The following is a 16076-nucleotide window of genomic DNA, read 5'->3' as shown; positions in this document are numbered from 1 at the left end:
CCTGTTTTTTGTTGAAAGAGAGACCATATGCTTTGCCTTGGCATTGAAAGTTCCTGTGACGAAACCGCGCTGGCCTTGGTGGAAGATGGCCGCCTGCTGCATTCTGTATTGTCCACCCAGGCTGATATGCACGCACTGTTTGGCGGTGTTGTGCCCGAGCTGGCATCCCGCGAGCATTATCGTTATATCGGCCCCCTGTTTGACGAATTGATGCGGCGTAGCGACAAGAGTAATGAAGAAATCGACCTTGTAGCTGTCGCGCGTGGGCCGGGGCTGCTTGGCAGTCTGCTGGTGGGTGTGGCCTTTGCCAAGGGGCTTGCTTTCAGTCTGGGGGCACGTTTTCTCGGTGTCAATCATTTACAGGCGCATCTACTGGCAGCCGGGCTGGAGCAACCTTTGAAGTTTCCGGCTTTGGGACTGCTGGTTTCCGGCGGGCATACGCACCTGTATCGCATGGAAACCCCGTGGAACTGTCTGCCCCTTGGGCGCACCTTGGATGACGCGGCGGGAGAGGCCTTTGACAAGGTCGGTAAGGTGCTTGGCCTGGCCTATCCAGGAGGACGCCTTATGGACGCTCTTGCCGGAGAAGGGCGGGCGGATGGAATTGCCTTTCCACGTCCCTATCTGGACAATGACAACCTGGATTTCAGCTTCAGCGGATTGAAAACTGCCGCCAGTACCTATGTACAACAACATTTTGCGGGCATGACATGGCCGCGCCCTTTGGGTTCGACGGCGGACGCGCCGCAAGATCTGAAAGATTGTTGCGCCGCCTTTAATCTGGCCGTGGTGGATACCCTTTGCACAAAGGCTACGAGAGCGCTGGACAGAAATCCGCAGTTGAAATATTTGATTCTTGCGGGCGGCGTTGCCTGCAACTCGTTGTTGCGCCAGCGCGTTACGGAACTGATGGAGCGCAGAGGCGGTCAGGCCATCATTCCCGGCCCGCATTTATGCACGGACAATGCGGCCATGATTGCCTATGCGGGCTGGTTGCTCGGAAAAGAAGGATATTACCACCAATTAAACATGGAAACCGTACCCCGCGGGCGCGCCCTGCCTGACGATATGAGGCGCTGCCGGGAATACGCTGAAGACCTGTCAGAAACATGAGATTGTCTTGACAGTCAGGTCTTTGGAAACTACTCTTGCTCAATACAGAGGCCTCGGAATCCATATCCCGAAGCTTCGGTTTTCCGCCTCTGCGCCCTTTCGGCATGCAGTGCGCAACATAAACCTAAGGAGATAGTTATGGCTGAACAGGTCACTGACGCCACCTTTGAAAGTGTTGTCCTCAAGTCCGATCTGCCGGTTCTGCTTGACTTTTGGGCACCCTGGTGCGGCCCCTGCCGCGCTGTTGGCCCTATCATTGACGAACTTGCCACCGAATATGCAGGCAAAGTGCGCATCGTAAAGATGAACGTGGATGAAAATCCTGCCACTCCCACAAAATTCGGCATACGTGCTATCCCCACCCTCGTCCTTTTCAAAAACGGCGAAACTGTCGAGCAGATCACCGGCGCTGTGACCAAGGCTGCCATGAAAGATCTGCTTGATACCAAGGCGCTGGCATGAAAGCATACGATGCCGTTGTGATCGGTGGCGGCCCCGCCGGCGTTACCGCAGCCCTGTATCTGGCGCGGTCCGGTTGCAGCGTTCTTATGCCGGAGCGTTTGACCTCCGGGGGGCAGTTGCTGCAAACCGAAGCGCTGGAGAACTACCCGGGCTTTCCCAAGGGCATCAAGGGCTATGAACTTGCCGACCTCTTCGCCGCGCATCTTGATGGTTTGGCAGTAGACAGGCCCGCCACCGTTGTTGAATCCATTACCGGCTCGGCGGGCCGGTTTACTGTGCGCACTTCTGATGGGGAGCATACGTGCAAGACCGTGCTGGTATGCTCGGGGGCCAAGCACCGTCAGTTGGGCCTTGAAGATGAAGACAGGTTGCGTGGCAAAGGAGTTTCCTACTGCGCACTTTGCGACGGTAATTTTTATCGCAACCAGACTGTGGCCGTGGTGGGTGGCGGCAACGCCGCAATGGAAGAAAGCCTCTATCTTACCAAAATAGTAGGCAAGCTTCATCTCATCCATCGGCGTGACAGTTTCCGGGGTCTCAAGGTATACGAAGACAGGCTCGAAAGCATGCCGGACAAGGTCAACATCATACGCAGCTCGACTATTACGAAACTGCATGGTGAGGATTTTTTAACCGGACTGACCGTAAAAAACCTCTTGAGCGGCCAGGAAGAACTGCTGCCTGTTGACGGGCTGTTCGTTTATGTGGGCTTTGCTCCGGTAACGGACTTTCTGCCGCAGGGCATCGTGCTTGATGAGCAGGGCTTTATCGTGACAGATACTGAAATGCGTACCAGTATTCCCGGCATTTTTGCCGCCGGAGACATACGCTCAAAGCTTTGCCGCCAGGTCATCACTGCCGCCGGCGATGGCGCAACCGCCGCTCAAGCGGCATTTGTCTTTCTGGAACAGCTCCATGCATAAAAAATTGTTACGCTCCATCTTGCTTGTCATGAGCATGCTCATGGCTTCCGGCTGCGGTATTATTGATATGATATACCTGCCGCCTGCCGAAGACACTGCGCAGGAAATTTTTGAGGCCGCCAACGACGCCATGAGTGAAAAAAACTATGTGCGGGCAGTGGAGCTATACAATAAACTGCGCGATACCTATCCCTTCAGCCCTTATACCATTGATGCTGAACTTTCTTTGGGCGATGCGTATTTCCTTGACGAGGAATATGAACTCGCTTCTGAAAGTTACAAAGATTTTGAATCATTGCATCCCAGGCATGAGGCCATCCCTTACGTGCTGTATCAAACGGGCATGTCCCTGCTGAAACAGTTCCGTTCCATTGACAGGGCGACAACGGAATTGCAGGAAGCATACGATTATTTCAATCGTCTGCACCAGATGTATCCGGATTCTCCCTATGCCAAGGGCGCGGAAGAGCACATGATAACCTGCCGGAAACTTATGGCGGAGCACGAGCTTTATATTGCGGACGTGTTCTGGCATATGAAAAAATACGGCCCGGCCTGGCATCGCTACGAATTTATCGTAAAGAATTTCCAGGACGTGCCGGAAGTGGCTGAGCATGCCAAAGAAAAAAGCCTTGCCGCCTACCATTACTACAAGGAAGAGCAGGCCAAGGAGACACGGCAGAAACGTCAAGGGTCCTGGCGTGAATGGTTCAAATGGCTATAGGAACTTAAAGATAAAAGCCCCTCCGGGGGCTTTTTTTACTCGTGGGGTCTGTTATGTCCAGTTCGCTGGAAGCCAGTGCTGAAAAAAATCGTGCGGCGCTTACATCATTGTGGGCGGCCTTTGCCCTTACTGCCGTCAAGCTTGCTGTAGGGCTGCACACAAACAGCCTGGGCATTTTGTCTGAAGCACTTCACAGTGGCCTTGATTTGCTGGCGGCAGCCATGACTCTTGCTGCCGTGCGTGTGGCATCCAGACCCGCAGACGCGCGACATCCCTACGGTCACGGCAAGATAGAAAACCTTTCGGCGCTGGCCCAGACGCTGTTGCTGTTTTTGACCTGTTTTTGGGTCGTCCACGAAGGCGTGCAGCGCCTCTTGGCTGGTGCAAGCCCCGTAACGCCTTCTTTGTGGGGCGTTGGGGTTATGGCTCTTTCTATCGTTATTGATGTCAACAGGGTCCGCGTGCTGCGCCGTGTGGCAAAAAAATATAAAAGCCAAGCGCTTGAGGCTGATGCATTACACTTTTCCACTGATATTCTTTCTTCAGCGGTGGTTCTTGTTGGTGTTCTTGCCGTATGGCTGGCTTCTGCCCTCAATGTTCCGGGGCCGATGCATGCGGTACTGGTTCAGGCTGATACGGTAGCCGCCCTGCTTGTCGCCGTTATCATTTTTCGCGCCAGCATTCGCATGGCTCGTCAGGCTGTCGATATCCTTATGGACTCCGGCTCCATGCGCGAGCAGCAGGCCATTATAAAGGTTGTCGGCCGGGTGCCTGGCATTACGAATGTTCGCGATGTGCGCCTGCGCACCAGCGGTCCCACCAGTTTTGTGGATCTGACTGTAGGGGTAGAGCCGGGCATACAGGTCAGCGAAGGGCATAAGCTGGCCCATGAGGCGGAAGAGGCCGTGGCTTCAGTGCTGGAAGGCGCGGACGTTACCGTCCATGTAGAGCCGCATAGTGCCGCGGATGACAAACACTGTGATCCATTCGTGCAGGTGCAGCACACCGCCTGGAAGCATGCCCTGGCTGTGCATAACGTGCACATCCTGCGTTCGGCCGGTAACTGTTTTGTTGAATTGCATGTAGAGCTTCCCGGCAGGATGCCCTTTGTGCAGGCATATGGCCGGGTGGTGGATTTTGAAGACGATCTGCGCAAAACCATGCCCGGCAGCGAGGTTGTGAGTCATCTTGAGCCGGTGGGCACTGCTTACGCGCTGGCGTATGGGGCTTCTGTATCGGTACCGTATGCCGAGATGGTTTGGCGTGAAATAGAAGCTGTGCTTGCAAAAGAGCCGTTGGCCTGTAACCCGCACAAGTTTTCGACCTACGAATTGCCGGAGCAGGGCGTTTGCATTTCTTTCCACTGCGATGTGGACGCCACGTTGAGCGTTGAAGAGGCGCATACCGTATGCATGCGCCTGGAAAAACAATTACGTCTGAGCGCCCCGCAGTTGGGCCGTATCATTATTCATATGGAGCCGGGAGCACGCCCCCAGAGGGAGCAGGGTAGCGTCATATAGGGCGACCATCTGCCTACTGTGCATTTTCTGCCGATGGTATTATGGTAACTCCGGCGGCCCGGGCCAGTTCCTGCCACAGGCGATCAATGCCCAGACGGCTGCTGGAGGAGGTCAGTACCGGGCAAATCCCAACGATGTTTTGCCATTCTTTCTGTTTTGCCGCGCGCTCACGCTGGTTGCACTTGTCGGCCTTGGTCAGTATGGGAACCAAGGGCAGCCCATGAGCCTGGGCAAAGGACGCCAGGTTGAGGTCGAGCTGTTGCGGAGGAAGCCGGCAGTCCAGCAAAAGGGCCAGAGCCTTCAGGCTGGCGCATTCCGTGAGATAGCGCTCCAGCAGTTTTGCCCATTTTTCTCTTTCGCTGTGGCTTGCACGGGCATAGCCATAGCCAGGCAGGTCTACAAGGTAAAAGCGTAACGGCTCCACTAGGTAAAAGTTGACGGACCGTGTTTTTCCCGGGGTGGAACTGACTTTGGCCAACTTTTTTCTGCCGGCCAGCGCGTTGACCAGGGAAGATTTACCCACATTTGAGCGCCCGGCCAGGGCTATCTGGGCTTCGGGGTGCGCCGTTAGTTGATCCAGCGTGTAGGCGGTGCTTTCCAGGGTAAGGCTGATGGCCATAAAAACCTCATGTGATACTTGAAGTGTTGGTCTTGACAACGGCTTGACTTTCGGCAAGTATTTACAGTTCGGAAACGTGATTTCCTTCAAAACACTTCCGCACAAGGTAGCCGCTCTTGCCCCTGTTGGCAAATGACCGGCCTGACTGCCAGTTTATGCCGGTTTGCGGCGACAAGTAGGAGGTAACTATGTATTCTACCACTGATTTTCGCAAGGGTCTTAAAATCGAAGTCGAAGGTATCCCTTACGAAATTGTGGACTTTCAGCACTTCAAGCCCGGCAAGGGCGGTGCTATGGTGCGCACCAAATTGCGCAATATTCTCACCGGGCGTATGCAGGACATTACTTTTCGTTCCGGCGAAAAGGTGAACAAGCCTGACCTGGAAACGCGCGACATGCAGTTTTTGTATCGTCAGGATGATGACCTCATCTTTATGGACATGACTACCTACGAGCAGCTGCAAATGCCCGTCTCGACCACCGATGGCAAAGAAGGCTTCCTGAAGGATGGCCAGGAGTGCCGGGTGCTGCTGTACAAGGGGAATCCGCTGGACATTGATATTCCCGTAAGCATGGTGCTGGCTGTTGTTGAGACCGAACCCGGCGCCAAGGGGGACACAGTGAGCAACGTCACCAAGCCCGCCAAACTCGAAACCGGCCTTGTTGTTCAGGTTCCCATTTTTGTTAACGAAGGTGACCGCATTAAAGTGGACACCCGCTCCAAGGAATACCTGGGCCGGGAATAATGCCCGGTTCGGGAGGGTAGCCCTACGGACGCCCATAAATTCAGCCGCGAACTTCTTGGCCTTTTTCTGCTCTTCTGGGCACTGCTGCTTTTATTGAGTCTGCTCAGTTTTGACGCCAATGACCCCAGCCTCAACCATGTGGTCAGTGGCACTGTCGAAGTGCATAACAAGGCTGGCCTTTTTGGCGCGTATACCGCGGGATTCCTCAACGACGTGTTTGGCGTGGCCGCCTTCCTCTGTCCGCTGGTTTTCGGCGCATTGGGGGCGGCCTACGTCTCTCCTGCCTATGGCATGCACTGGTGGCGCTGGTGCGGCTTTTTTCTGCTTACCATCTGTTTGCTTGTTGCTGGGGCGGCCTGGGATTTTTCCATCGGCGACATCTGGGGCGGCGGCATGGTCGGCAATGCTTTGCACAGCAATGCCAGCCGCTATCTCAGTCCGGGCGGTTCTGCCCTTGTGTGGTTTTTTGTCTTCCTGGCCGGGCTTCAGCTTGCCTGGAATATCTCATGGTTTACCCTGGCCGGTCGGTTTGCCCACTGGTTGCGTGGCAAGCTTGAGGCAAGGTTTGCGTCCACAGAAGCCGGACAAAATGAAAAAACAAAAAAATCTGGCAAAAATGCTTCAGCGTCAGACAAGTCTGCCGCTCGTGAGCAAGTCTTGCCTGAAATAGTGCGGCATACGTCGGAAGCCGTCACTGCGGAAAGCGAAGAAAAGCAACCTGCCCGTTTCCGGCTGTCCTGGCCCATTTGGAGTTTTTTATCCCGCTGGCGCGATCGCCTGGGGGACATTCATCCCACAGCGGACTCCCTGCCTGAAGTTTATGAAGAAAAAACTGTGGATCCAGGGGGCGCAGAATCTACGGCTCCTCTTGTTCCTGCTGATGCGGGGGACGACCCCTTCGCCGTGGCCCAGGACCTGAGCGGCCAGCCGTTGGTGGAGCAGGAGGGGGCAGTGTCGGATGAATCCATGCCGCCCGTGCGGAAAAGTTCCGCCGTAGCAACTGCCGATGCAGCACCAGGAACGGTTACTCCTGCCACTTCTCCTGGCGAGGCCGGGCCTGCTAAAAAAAGCGGCCTGGGCGGTATGGTTGCTTCGGCATTTCGTAAAAAAGCGGCCCCCCCATTGCCGGGACTTGACCTGCTGGCCCCTCCTTCTGCCAAAAGTGGTGGACTCAGCCGTGAAGATATTCAGGCCAGAGGCCAGGCGCTCATGGCTTGTCTTAATGATTTTGATATCCAGAGTGAGCTTGTGCGCATCACTCCCGGCCCCGTGGTCACTATGTATGCGGTGCGTCCGGCTCCCGGCATTCGCGTAAGCCGTATCGCCAACCTGAGCGATGACCTCGCCCTTGCTCTCAAGGCCGTGGCCATCCGTATTCAAGCACCCATTCCCGGCTCTGACACCGTGGGGATAGAAATTCCCAACGAGCAACGCGAAACTGTCAATTTTCGTGAACTGGCCGCTTCCGAAGCGTTTCGTAACGGCTACGGTCCGCTGACAATGATTCTTGGCAAGGATATTGCGGGCAAGCCGTTTATGGCAGATCTGGCACGCATGCCGCACCTTCTTGTGGCCGGAGCCACGGGAGCGGGCAAGAGTGTTTGCCTGAACGGCATTCTCGTCAGCCTGCTGTACCGCACCCAGCCGCAGGATATGCAGCTGCTGCTTATAGACCCCAAGCGCATTGAAATGGCTGTGTATGCCGACGCTCCGCACCTGGTGCACCCGGTGGTCACGGAGATGAATGAAGCCAAAAATGCTCTGGACTGGGCCGTGCATGAAATGGATCGGCGTTATGCCGCCATGGCTCGTCTGGGGGTGCGCAATGTTGCAGGATTTAATCAAAAACTGGCTGCGTACAAGGATGGCCTGCCGCCGGATTTCTCCGATCTGGAACCATTGCCCTATCTTGTTATTGTGATTGACGAACTGGCCGACCTCATGATGACTGCGGCCCGCGAGGTCGAAACAAGTATTGTGCGCTTGGCACAGCTGGCGCGCGCGGCCGGAATTCATATGATTCTGGCCACACAGAGGCCCAGCGTGGACGTGGTCACCGGCCTCATCAAAGCCAACTTTCCTTGCCGTATTTCATTCCAGGTCACTTCCAAGCATGACTCGCGCACCATTCTTGACCAGGTAGGGGCCGAACATCTGCTTGGCCGGGGCGATATGCTGTTCAAGCCCAGCGGGGGAAGACTGCAGCGCCTGCACGGTCCGTTCCTTAGTGATGAAGAAGTGCAGAGCGTGGTAAATCACTGGAAGCGCCAGTTAAGCCCATCCTACAAGATCGACTTTGCCCAGTGGGGAATTGATGCTGCCGTTGCCGGCAACGGCAGCGGGGGGGGGGATGCGGCTCAGGACCCCCTGTATGGCGAGGTTCAGGCTTTCGTAAGCGAACAGGGCAGGGCATCAATTTCTCTTGTGCAGCGCCGCTTTAAAATTGGCTTTAACCGTGCGGCACGCCTGATTGAACAATTGGAACATGACGGTATCATTGGCCCGGCAGACGGCAGCAAGCCCCGCGCGGTGGTCAAATAACCTGAGCAGATTTTTTTTGAGATTGATTTTTCTGTCAGAGGCCCCACCGGGCCGTGGAGGTTGTATGCGTATGTTGCGCGCGGCTATCGCCGCAATGGCCCTGTGTCTCATTATGACTTCATTTGCAACGGCACAGAATACTGATATGGCTGCGGCCATCCAGGCGCGTTATGAAAAGCTTGGTTCCTTTGCTGCTGACTTCGACCAGACCCTTACACATAAAGAAAGCGGCGCTGTAGAAAAAAGGCAAGGCAAGCTGCTTTTTAAAAAACCTCTGCTCATCCGCTGGCAAACGGTAACCCCACATGAAGAAACGCTTGTTGTGACAGGAAAAGAAATCTGGAACTATATTCCGGAAGAAGAAGTCGCCTACCGTTATCCGCCAAGCCTGGTTCAGGATTCACGCAGTATTATTCAAGTTATTACGGGGCAGGCCGCGCTTACTAAAGACTTCGACGTAAAAGCCGAGGGCAGGGAGGATGGCCTCTCCAAACTGCGCCTTTTCCCCAAGGAACCGGCGCCACAAATGGTGGAAGCCGTTATCTGGGTGGAGCCTGACACCGGATATATCCGGCGGGCCAGCATCCTGGATTTTTACGGCAACAGTAATGAAGTGCGCTTTAATCGCTTTTCTCCGGACGTCAGCATCAAAGCTTCTGAATTCAGCTTTACACCGCCTAAGGGCGTGGATGTTGAAGATCGCATTGATAGTGCCGTACCCGAAAAAGAATTGTTTCGGTAACGCCGGAAAAAGCGGATAATCAAGAGGAACTGATCAAGCCGTGACGCAAAATGCGTCACGGCTTTTCTTCCCCTGATTTTTGAGTGACGTAGCGTGGGGAAATTTTATAAACCTGACAAACTCTACACATAGGTAATGCAGGCAAGGAAATATTTTTACTGCCTAAAATATTTAACAAATATGCGCGAGAGCCGATGCAGCATCATTGTTTTCTGCAAGCGCATAAAGTAATATAACCGACTTGAGCAATCAGCCCAGCTTGAAGGAGCAGGAAAAATGACCGAGGAAAAATCCGCGACCTCCATGCAGGAGGAAGGCGTTGAAGACTTTGCCGCCATGCTGGCGGCCCATGAAACTTCCGGACATCGCCTTCAGGCGGGTCAGAAGGTTACCGGTACAGTTATTGCCATCACCGGCGACAGCGTTTTTGTCGATGTGGGCATCAAGGTTGACGGCATCATGGAGCGTAAGGATATTCTTGATGCTGACGGCAAGGAAACTACTGCCCCCGGTGAGCCTGTAGAGGCGTGGGTTATCGGCGTTTCTGCACAAGAAATCCGCCTCTCCCGCTCTATGAGCGGCAGCGGTGTGGCTGCGCTTGAAGAAGCCCGCGATGCAGCCCTGCCTGTGGACGGACGCATTGCCGGTTCCTGCAAGGGTGGGTACACCGTTGAAGTTCTGGGGAAAACTGCTTTCTGTCCCGGCAGCCAGATAGGCCTTGCCTCTGCTGAAGATGCCGAGACCCTCACAGGCCGCACCCTGCAGTTCCTCGTCATCAGAGTTGAAAACAGAGGGCGTAATATTGTTGTTTCTCGCCGCGCGCTGCTTGACCGCGAACGGCAGGAGCAACTTGAAGCTTTACTTGAGAAACTTGGCGTGGGCGATACCGTTGAAGGAAAAATATCCCGGTTTGCTCCCTTCGGTGCATTTATGGAGCTGGATACAGCCGTAGAAGGGATGATACATCTTTCCGAGTTGTCATGGTCGCGCGTAGGCGCGCCGGATGAGGCCGTTTCTCTGGGCGATACCGTACGGGCCAAAGTGCTGTCGATCAGCAAAAGCGACAAGGGGCAGGTCCGCATTGCCCTTTCCCGTAAGCAGGCAGAGGGCGATCCGTGGCAGGATGTAACTCAGCGTCTTGAAAACGGCGCTGTGGTACAGGGCAAAGTTGTACGCCTTGCCCCCTTTGGCGCCTTTGTGGAAATTTTGCCTGGCATTGAAGGTTTGGTGCATATTTCTGAACTATCCTGGACAAAGCGCGTCAACAAACCTGAAGAAATTCTTCAGGTTGGAGATATCGTCGCGGTAAAAATCAAAGAAATCAATGCTGATTCGCGTCGCATTTCTTTGAGCCTGCGCGATGCCGAAGGAGATCCCTGGCAGGATGCCGCGCAGCAGTTTGCACCCGGAAGCATCGTTCAGGGCATAGTGGAAGGGCGCAGCACCTACGGGCTTTTCATTACGCTTGCTCCCGGCATCACCGGCCTTTTGCCTGCGGGCATCATCAAGAATGCCAAAAACGCAGGCCAGTACAGCAAATTGGACAAGGGCGACAGCGTAACTCTTGTAGTACAAAATCTGGATACTGCCGCTCGGCGTATCAGTCTTGCCCCTGAAGGAAGTGAAGCTTCATTCAGTGCAGACGATAAGGCATGGAAGCAGCATGCCAGCAAGGGGAGCGGTTCTGCAAACACCGGAATGAACACTTTGGCACAAGCTTTGCATAAGGCAATGCAAAACAAGTAACCAGGAGTTTTTCCATGTTTATAAAAAAATGCCTTTCGGGCCTGCTCGCAGTGACTTTTGTCGTTGCCGCGCAGTTTGCCCAGGCAGGAAACCTGCCGGATTTCAGCGAGCTGGCAGCCAAAAGCGGCCCCGCTGTGGTCAATATCAACACTGAAAAAATGGCTGCCAGCGGCGGCTCTGAAGAGTTTTTTGGCGAGATGTTCCGTAATATGCCCCCTGGGTTTGAAAAATTTTTTGACCAGTTCGGCGGCAAGCGGGACGGCAAGCGCCCCCAGTCCAGACAAAAATCGCTCGGCTCCGGTTTTCTGGTATCGGCGGATGGCTTTATCGTCACCAACAACCATGTGGTGGCCGATGCTGACGTTATTCGCGTAACGCTGGATCAGGAGAACGGCAAGAGCGAATCCTTCACGGCGACCCTTATCGGCGCTGATGAAGAAACCGACCTGGCTCTGCTGAAAGTGGAAACCAAAAAGAATCTGCCTTTTCTGGTTTTCGGCAATTCCGACGAACTCAAGGTGGGCGAGTGGCTGCTGGCCATCGGCAATCCCTTTGGCTTGGACCACACGGTGACCGCGGGTATTCTGTCGGCCAAAAACCGCAACATTCATGCCGGTCCCTTTGACAACTTTCTTCAGACTGATGCCTCCATCAACCCCGGAAACAGCGGCGGACCTCTGCTGAACATGCAGGGGCAGGTGGTAGGCATCAATACGGCCATCATTGCCAGCGGGCAGGGCATTGGTTTCGCAATACCCAGCAACATGGCTGCCAAGATCATTGATCAGATCAAAAGCGGCAAAAAAGTCAGCCGTGGCTGGATTGGCGTTACCATCCAGGATGTTGAAGAAAATACCGCAAAGGCCTTGGGCATGAAAGACGCCAAGGGCGCGCTTGTGGGCAGCGTTATGGAAAATGAACCTGCCGGCAAGGGCGGCATGAAAGACGGCGACATCATCCTGGCTGTAGATGGAAAGGATATTGATGACGCGTCGGCCCTGCTGCGTGCCATTGCTGAAAAGACCCCCGGCAGTAAAGCCGTAATCAAGGTATGGCGCGATGGAAAGGTTCTTGACCTTACAGTCACCCTGGGTGAGCGTCAGTCAACTTCTCAGGCCTCTGCATCTGGAAAGGGCGGTCCCAAACAAAACGAAGGCCTCCTTGGCATCGCTGTGCGACCTCTCAATGATACCGAACGCCGGGATATGAAGATTGATAAAAATGAAGGACTGCTTATTGTGGATGTCACCCCCAGCAAACCTGCGGCCGAAGCTGACTTGCGCCCCGGTGACGTAATCCTCAAGGCAAACCTCAAACCTGTGAATACGTCAGAGGCATTGTCAAAAATTGTTAATGAAGAGGGCGCAAAGCGTGGGGCCATCATGCTGCAGATTTCGCGCCGCGGCGACGTGTATTTCCGCACAATTCCTTTGAGCAAATAAGAAACATCGCTGACTCTGGCAGAACAAGGACTGCAAGGGCTGCTCCTCTGGGGCAGCCCTTTTCTGTGCGGAGGTAAAAGATAATCTGGTCTGAATGTCATGTCGCAGGCGTGACAATCCATAATATCTTATGGTAATTAACAAGACAGTGGAGGTACATCATGCCTGTTGTTCATGCCCGGGCCGGACAATTGCCCCTGCCTGAAGATCTTGAAAATATCCCGGCGCTTGTCAGCGCCTATTTTACAGAATATCCCAATCCCGCAATTCCGGCCCAGCGTGTGAGTTTCGGAACTTCCGGGCATAGAGGTTCTTCGCAGCTTCATACCTTTAATGAAGAGCATATATACGCCATTACACAGGCAGTATGCGACTATAGAAAGGTCAAAGGCATTGACGGTCCTCTTTTTCTCGGCGGTGATACTCACGCTCTGTCTGAAGCGGCTTTTCGTTCTGCCCTTGAAGTTCTGGTAGCCAACGATGTGCATGTGCGCATTGCACCACGTGGCATCTACACTGCCACCCCCGCCATATCACATGCCATATTGCGTTGGAATGCAGGGCGCTCCAAGGGGTTGGCCGATGGTATCGTTATTACCCCCTCGCATAACCCCCCTCGCGATGGCGGATTCAAGTACAACCCCCCACACGGGGGGCCGGCAGAGACCGACGTTACCGACAGGATAGAAAAAGGAGCCAATGCCTATCTTGAAAGCGGCAATCGCGGAGTTCATCTCACACACCTGCGGGCGGCGCAGTCCTCTTCGCTGGTGGAAGAATACGACTTTATCCGCACCTATGTGGATGACTTGCCTAATGTCCTGGATGTAAAGGCCATCGCAGCCTCGGGCCTGCGACTTGGCGTTGATCCGCTTGGCGGAGCGAGCCTGCAAATGTGGGAACCCATAGCTGACGCCTATGGGATTGAAATTACTGTGGTGAATAAAGCCGTGGACCCCACATTCCGTTTTGTGCCTTTTGATAAGGACGGGAAAATCCGTATGGACTGCTCCTCGCCTTATGCCATGAATGGCCTTCTTGAGATGCGTGACCGTTTTGATCTGGCCGTTGCCTGCGACCCCGATTCAGACCGCCACGGCATTGTCACGGGGCAGGGGTTGATGAACCCCAATCACTTCCTGTCTGTAGCCGCATGGTATTTGTTCCGTACGCGCCGCTCATGGTCATCTGCCAGTGGCATTGGCAAGACATTGGTAACCAGTGCTCTGCTGGACAGAGTGGGGCAGGAAGCAAACCGCCCGGTGGTAGAAGTGCCTGTGGGGTTCAAGTGGTTCGTACCCTATCTTTTGAACGGACATTGTGGAATGGGGTGTGAAGAAAGCGCCGGGGCTTCGTTTCTGCGCTTTGATGGCAGTCCATGGAGCACCGATAAGGATGGTCCTCTCATGTGCCTGCTGGCAGCGGAAATGTTGGCTGTGGAGCAATCCTCCCCCGCTGAACTGTATGAAAAACTTACAGAACGCTTGGGCTGCCCAATATATCAGCGGCTGGATGCCCCTGCCGATGATCAGGTGCGCGCGAAGCTCAAGGCTTTAACGCCGGAAAGCGCTGATATTGCCAGCCTTGGCGGTTCGCCAGTTACAGAAATTATTACCAGAGCGCCTGGTAATGATGCTCCCATTGGGGGTATTAAAATTTCCAGCGCAGATGGCTGGTTTGCTGTCCGCCCCTCGGGAACAGAACCCATATGCAAGGTGTATACAGAAAGTTTCAAGGGAGAAGAGCATCTTTGCGGCATACAAAAGGACGCCATGAATTTCCTGGAGCGACTGCTGAAAGACTGAGCCTGAAAAACATAGCCTTGCGCATATGTAATATAAAAAGATCTCTTTCTACATTAGGAGAGCTTTTTATATAAATGGTATTTCCGGTTGGAATATATTTTAAATTTTATATAGGTGTATTTTTGTGCAGTTAATTTTAACTATTGAATAAAATATCCAACAGTGCGCCATGCTCCATCTGCTTCTTTTTGAAGTACCAAAATTTCTGTAGCGCTTTTTTTATTAGCAAATTCCGTTTGAAAACCCATGATGGCATACTCCCCGTCCGGAACGCCAGGCAGGGCAGTGGTGGCTTCAGTGGCAAGGTGCTTTCGTTGTTTGACTGCTCCCAAGGGTTGCCGGGCCTTGGGCAAGGTTGTTTCCCAGTCTTGCAGTTCAATGCCGGCTTTAAAAGCTCCGGCCGCCTGATTCCATCTGTCTTGTGCCTTTACGGCATCAGCCAGAGAAAGCCATGTTATTGCCGCCTGCATGGGTTCATCAATTTTCTTGCCAGAGGCAATAGCCCCCGTGGCCAGGTTAGCCGTCAATATGGCCGCAACCAACAGTAAAGCAGAAAAATGTTTTTTCATCAATGTACCTCCTGTAAGCAGACACTTTCTTTCAGTACCTTGATTTCAGCGGCTGTCAGCTGCCGTGCACGGCCACTTGCAAGGCCGCCCAGCTCAATCGGGCCTTGTGACACGCGTTTCAAATAAAGAATGGTGAGGCCAAGATCGCGACACATACGACGTATCTGGCGGTTCAACCCTTGATGCAAAACCATGCGCAACAGGGTACGCCCCTTGGTAAAACTAGCTTCAACCTCCACCGGCATAAGATCCTCGCCTTCAGCCAGACGCATTCCATGCCGCATGGCGGCAAGTGATGCGTCAGAAACAGCCCCACGCACCAAAACTTCATATGTTTTTGGCTGATGATGGCTGGGGTGGGTGAGTCGTTGAGCAAGTTGGCCGTCATTGGTCAACAATAGTAACCCTTCAGAAAAATAATCAAGACGGCCGACAGGGTAGAGGCGTAGCGCCCGCATGTTTTTCGGCAGGTAATCCATAACCGTAGGCCGCCCCTCAGGGTCATTTACAGTGCACACCACCTGAACAGGCTTGTTGAGCATGAGGTAGTAAAAGTCCTGCGCTCCGGTAAGCGGACGGCCGTCAACGCCGAGGGCGTCTTCCGGAGAGACCTGACGGGCGGGATTGGGTTCAGCTATGCCGTTGACGGTTACACGACCAGAAAGAATCAGCTCGTCCGCCTTTCTGCGTGAGCATAGCCCCGATGCCGCAATGGCCTTGTTCAAACGCATGCGGTCTGGATCTGACAATGCCGCAGGCTGTGGCGAATGGGGCACACAAGAGCCTGGATTTTTCAGGTTCGCTCCAGAACCTGCGGTTCTGGACACGCGTTCGTTTTTTTCGACGGTTGCCGTTTTGTTTGCCTTGCGGGGGCCTCGGGAAAATTCTTTGCCAGAATGCGATGCATGGCCTTTTGACGGCCGATGTGAGCGACTGTGCGACGTCACCTTGTTCTCCTTGAGTATGCTGAAAAGTATGGTGCGGGAAGAGAAGCGCGAGGTCAAGAATACATCGTAACTTCGCTCTTTTTAGACAAAAGTTTACATAATTATCATTATGGGACATTGTGCGGACTTGCTCACAAGACGGCTCTGACGTACAACACAAACCAACGCCATCCCAAC

Annotated in this window: 14 protein-coding genes; 11 read left to right on the top strand and 3 right to left on the bottom strand. The window is 53.9% G+C overall.

The features are described from left to right. Window positions 1-27: 27 nt before the first annotated feature. The 5 genes from tsaD to ACZ495_RS04955 all read left to right on the top strand — a co-directional run bounded on the left by tsaD (window position 28) and on the right by ACZ495_RS04955 (window position 4742). Complete coding sequence (gene tsaD, locus ACZ495_RS04975; RefSeq protein ID WP_072311746.1) at window positions 28-1113, top strand: tRNA (adenosine(37)-N6)-threonylcarbamoyltransferase complex transferase subunit TsaD; 1086 nt, start codon at window positions 28-30, stop codon at window positions 1111-1113. 138 nt (window positions 1114-1251) lie between these two features. After that, window positions 1252-1575, top strand: coding sequence for a thioredoxin (trxA, locus tag ACZ495_RS04970; RefSeq protein ID WP_012624828.1), 324 nt, complete (start codon window positions 1252-1254; stop codon window positions 1573-1575). After that, window positions 1572-2498, top strand: coding sequence for an NAD(P)/FAD-dependent oxidoreductase (locus tag ACZ495_RS04965; RefSeq protein WP_072311747.1), 927 nt, complete (start codon window positions 1572-1574; stop codon window positions 2496-2498). Before trxA ends, ACZ495_RS04965 begins: the two co-directional genes overlap by 4 nt. Further along, window positions 2491-3222, top strand: a complete 732-nt coding sequence (locus ACZ495_RS04960) for an outer membrane protein assembly factor BamD (protein WP_012624830.1) — start codon at window positions 2491-2493, stop codon at window positions 3220-3222. The genes ACZ495_RS04965 and ACZ495_RS04960 overlap by 8 nt, the downstream gene beginning before the upstream one ends. Before the next feature lie 53 nt (window positions 3223-3275). Next, entirely contained in the window at window positions 3276-4742 is a 1467-nt protein-coding gene (locus ACZ495_RS04955; protein ID WP_407844425.1) for a cation diffusion facilitator family transporter, read from the top strand. A gap of 13 nt (window positions 4743-4755) precedes the next feature. Here the strand turns inward: ACZ495_RS04955 and yihA are convergent, their stop codons facing one another. Further along, window positions 4756-5361 (bottom strand): ribosome biogenesis GTP-binding protein YihA/YsxC, encoded by a 606-nt coding sequence (gene yihA, locus ACZ495_RS04950; RefSeq protein ID WP_394027520.1) that lies wholly within the window; start codon window positions 5359-5361, stop codon window positions 4756-4758. A gap of 188 nt (window positions 5362-5549) precedes the next feature. On the opposite strand from yihA, the gene efp reads away from it, so the two are divergent. The 6 genes from efp (at window position 5550) to pgm (ending at window position 14383) form a co-directional block, all read left to right on the top strand. After that, window positions 5550-6107, top strand: a complete 558-nt coding sequence (efp, locus tag ACZ495_RS04945; protein WP_012624833.1) for an elongation factor P — start codon at window positions 5550-5552, stop codon at window positions 6105-6107. Between the two features lie 93 nt (window positions 6108-6200). Next, the gene (locus ACZ495_RS04940) at window positions 6201-8648 is read left to right on the top strand and encodes a DNA translocase FtsK (protein WP_464262750.1); all 2448 of its coding nucleotides are present in this window, start codon (window positions 6201-6203) and stop codon (window positions 8646-8648) included. A gap of 64 nt (window positions 8649-8712) precedes the next feature. Beyond that, on the top strand, window positions 8713-9390 hold the full coding sequence (gene lolA / locus ACZ495_RS04935; protein WP_012624835.1) for an outer membrane lipoprotein periplasmic chaperone LolA: 678 nt from the start codon (window positions 8713-8715) through the stop codon (window positions 9388-9390). Window positions 9391-9666: 276 nt separating this feature from the next. Next, complete coding sequence (locus ACZ495_RS04930; protein WP_464262749.1) at window positions 9667-11136, top strand: 30S ribosomal protein S1; 1470 nt, start codon at window positions 9667-9669, stop codon at window positions 11134-11136. Between the two features lie 14 nt (window positions 11137-11150). Then, window positions 11151-12578 (top strand): DegQ family serine endoprotease, encoded by a 1428-nt coding sequence (locus ACZ495_RS04925; RefSeq protein ID WP_012624837.1) that lies wholly within the window; start codon window positions 11151-11153, stop codon window positions 12576-12578. A gap of 161 nt (window positions 12579-12739) precedes the next feature. Further along, the gene (gene pgm, locus ACZ495_RS04920) at window positions 12740-14383 is read left to right on the top strand and encodes a phosphoglucomutase (alpha-D-glucose-1,6-bisphosphate-dependent) (protein WP_464262748.1); all 1644 of its coding nucleotides are present in this window, start codon (window positions 12740-12742) and stop codon (window positions 14381-14383) included. A 140-nt stretch (window positions 14384-14523) separates the two neighbouring features. On the opposite strand, the gene ACZ495_RS04915 is transcribed toward pgm, so the two are convergent. Together ACZ495_RS04915 and ACZ495_RS04910 are read right to left on the bottom strand one after the other, a co-directional pair. Further along, window positions 14524-14952 (bottom strand): DUF4019 domain-containing protein, encoded by a 429-nt coding sequence (locus ACZ495_RS04915; protein ID WP_072311753.1) that lies wholly within the window; start codon window positions 14950-14952, stop codon window positions 14524-14526. Then, window positions 14952-15683 carry a pseudouridine synthase gene (locus ACZ495_RS04910; protein WP_464262747.1) on the bottom strand — a complete coding sequence of 244 codons (732 nt, stop codon included), beginning with the start codon at window positions 15681-15683 and terminating at the stop codon, window positions 14952-14954. Before ACZ495_RS04910 ends, ACZ495_RS04915 begins: the two co-directional genes overlap by 1 nt. Window positions 15684-16076: the final 393 nt, after the last annotated feature.

This window comes from Desulfovibrio sp. GTC20076, assembly GCF_055385905.1.
The sequence above is the reverse complement of the archived record's forward strand: the minus strand, read 5'-3'. Positions and strand labels throughout refer to the sequence as shown.

Coding starts and splice junctions, on each gene's coding strand:
- yihA (WP_394027520.1), bottom strand. CDS start 5,361: ATGGCCATCAGCCTTACCCTGGAAAGCACCGCCTACACGCTGGATCAA.
- tsaD (WP_072311746.1), top strand. CDS start 28: ATGCTTTGCCTTGGCATTGAAAGTTCCTGTGACGAAACCGCGCTGGCC.
- trxA (WP_012624828.1), top strand. CDS start 1,252: ATGGCTGAACAGGTCACTGACGCCACCTTTGAAAGTGTTGTCCTCAAG.
- ACZ495_RS04965 (WP_072311747.1), top strand. CDS start 1,572: ATGAAAGCATACGATGCCGTTGTGATCGGTGGCGGCCCCGCCGGCGTT.
- ACZ495_RS04930 (WP_464262749.1), top strand. CDS start 9,667: ATGACCGAGGAAAAATCCGCGACCTCCATGCAGGAGGAAGGCGTTGAA.
- lolA (WP_012624835.1), top strand. CDS start 8,713: ATGCGTATGTTGCGCGCGGCTATCGCCGCAATGGCCCTGTGTCTCATT.
- pgm (WP_464262748.1), top strand. CDS start 12,740: ATGCCTGTTGTTCATGCCCGGGCCGGACAATTGCCCCTGCCTGAAGAT.
- ACZ495_RS04955 (WP_407844425.1), top strand. CDS start 3,276: ATGTCCAGTTCGCTGGAAGCCAGTGCTGAAAAAAATCGTGCGGCGCTT.
- ACZ495_RS04910 (WP_464262747.1), bottom strand. CDS start 15,683: ATGCGTTTGAACAAGGCCATTGCGGCATCGGGGCTATGCTCACGCAGA.
- ACZ495_RS04960 (WP_012624830.1), top strand. CDS start 2,491: ATGCATAAAAAATTGTTACGCTCCATCTTGCTTGTCATGAGCATGCTC.
- ACZ495_RS04915 (WP_072311753.1), bottom strand. CDS start 14,952: ATGAAAAAACATTTTTCTGCTTTACTGTTGGTTGCGGCCATATTGACG.
- efp (WP_012624833.1), top strand. CDS start 5,550: ATGTATTCTACCACTGATTTTCGCAAGGGTCTTAAAATCGAAGTCGAA.
- ACZ495_RS04925 (WP_012624837.1), top strand. CDS start 11,151: ATGTTTATAAAAAAATGCCTTTCGGGCCTGCTCGCAGTGACTTTTGTC.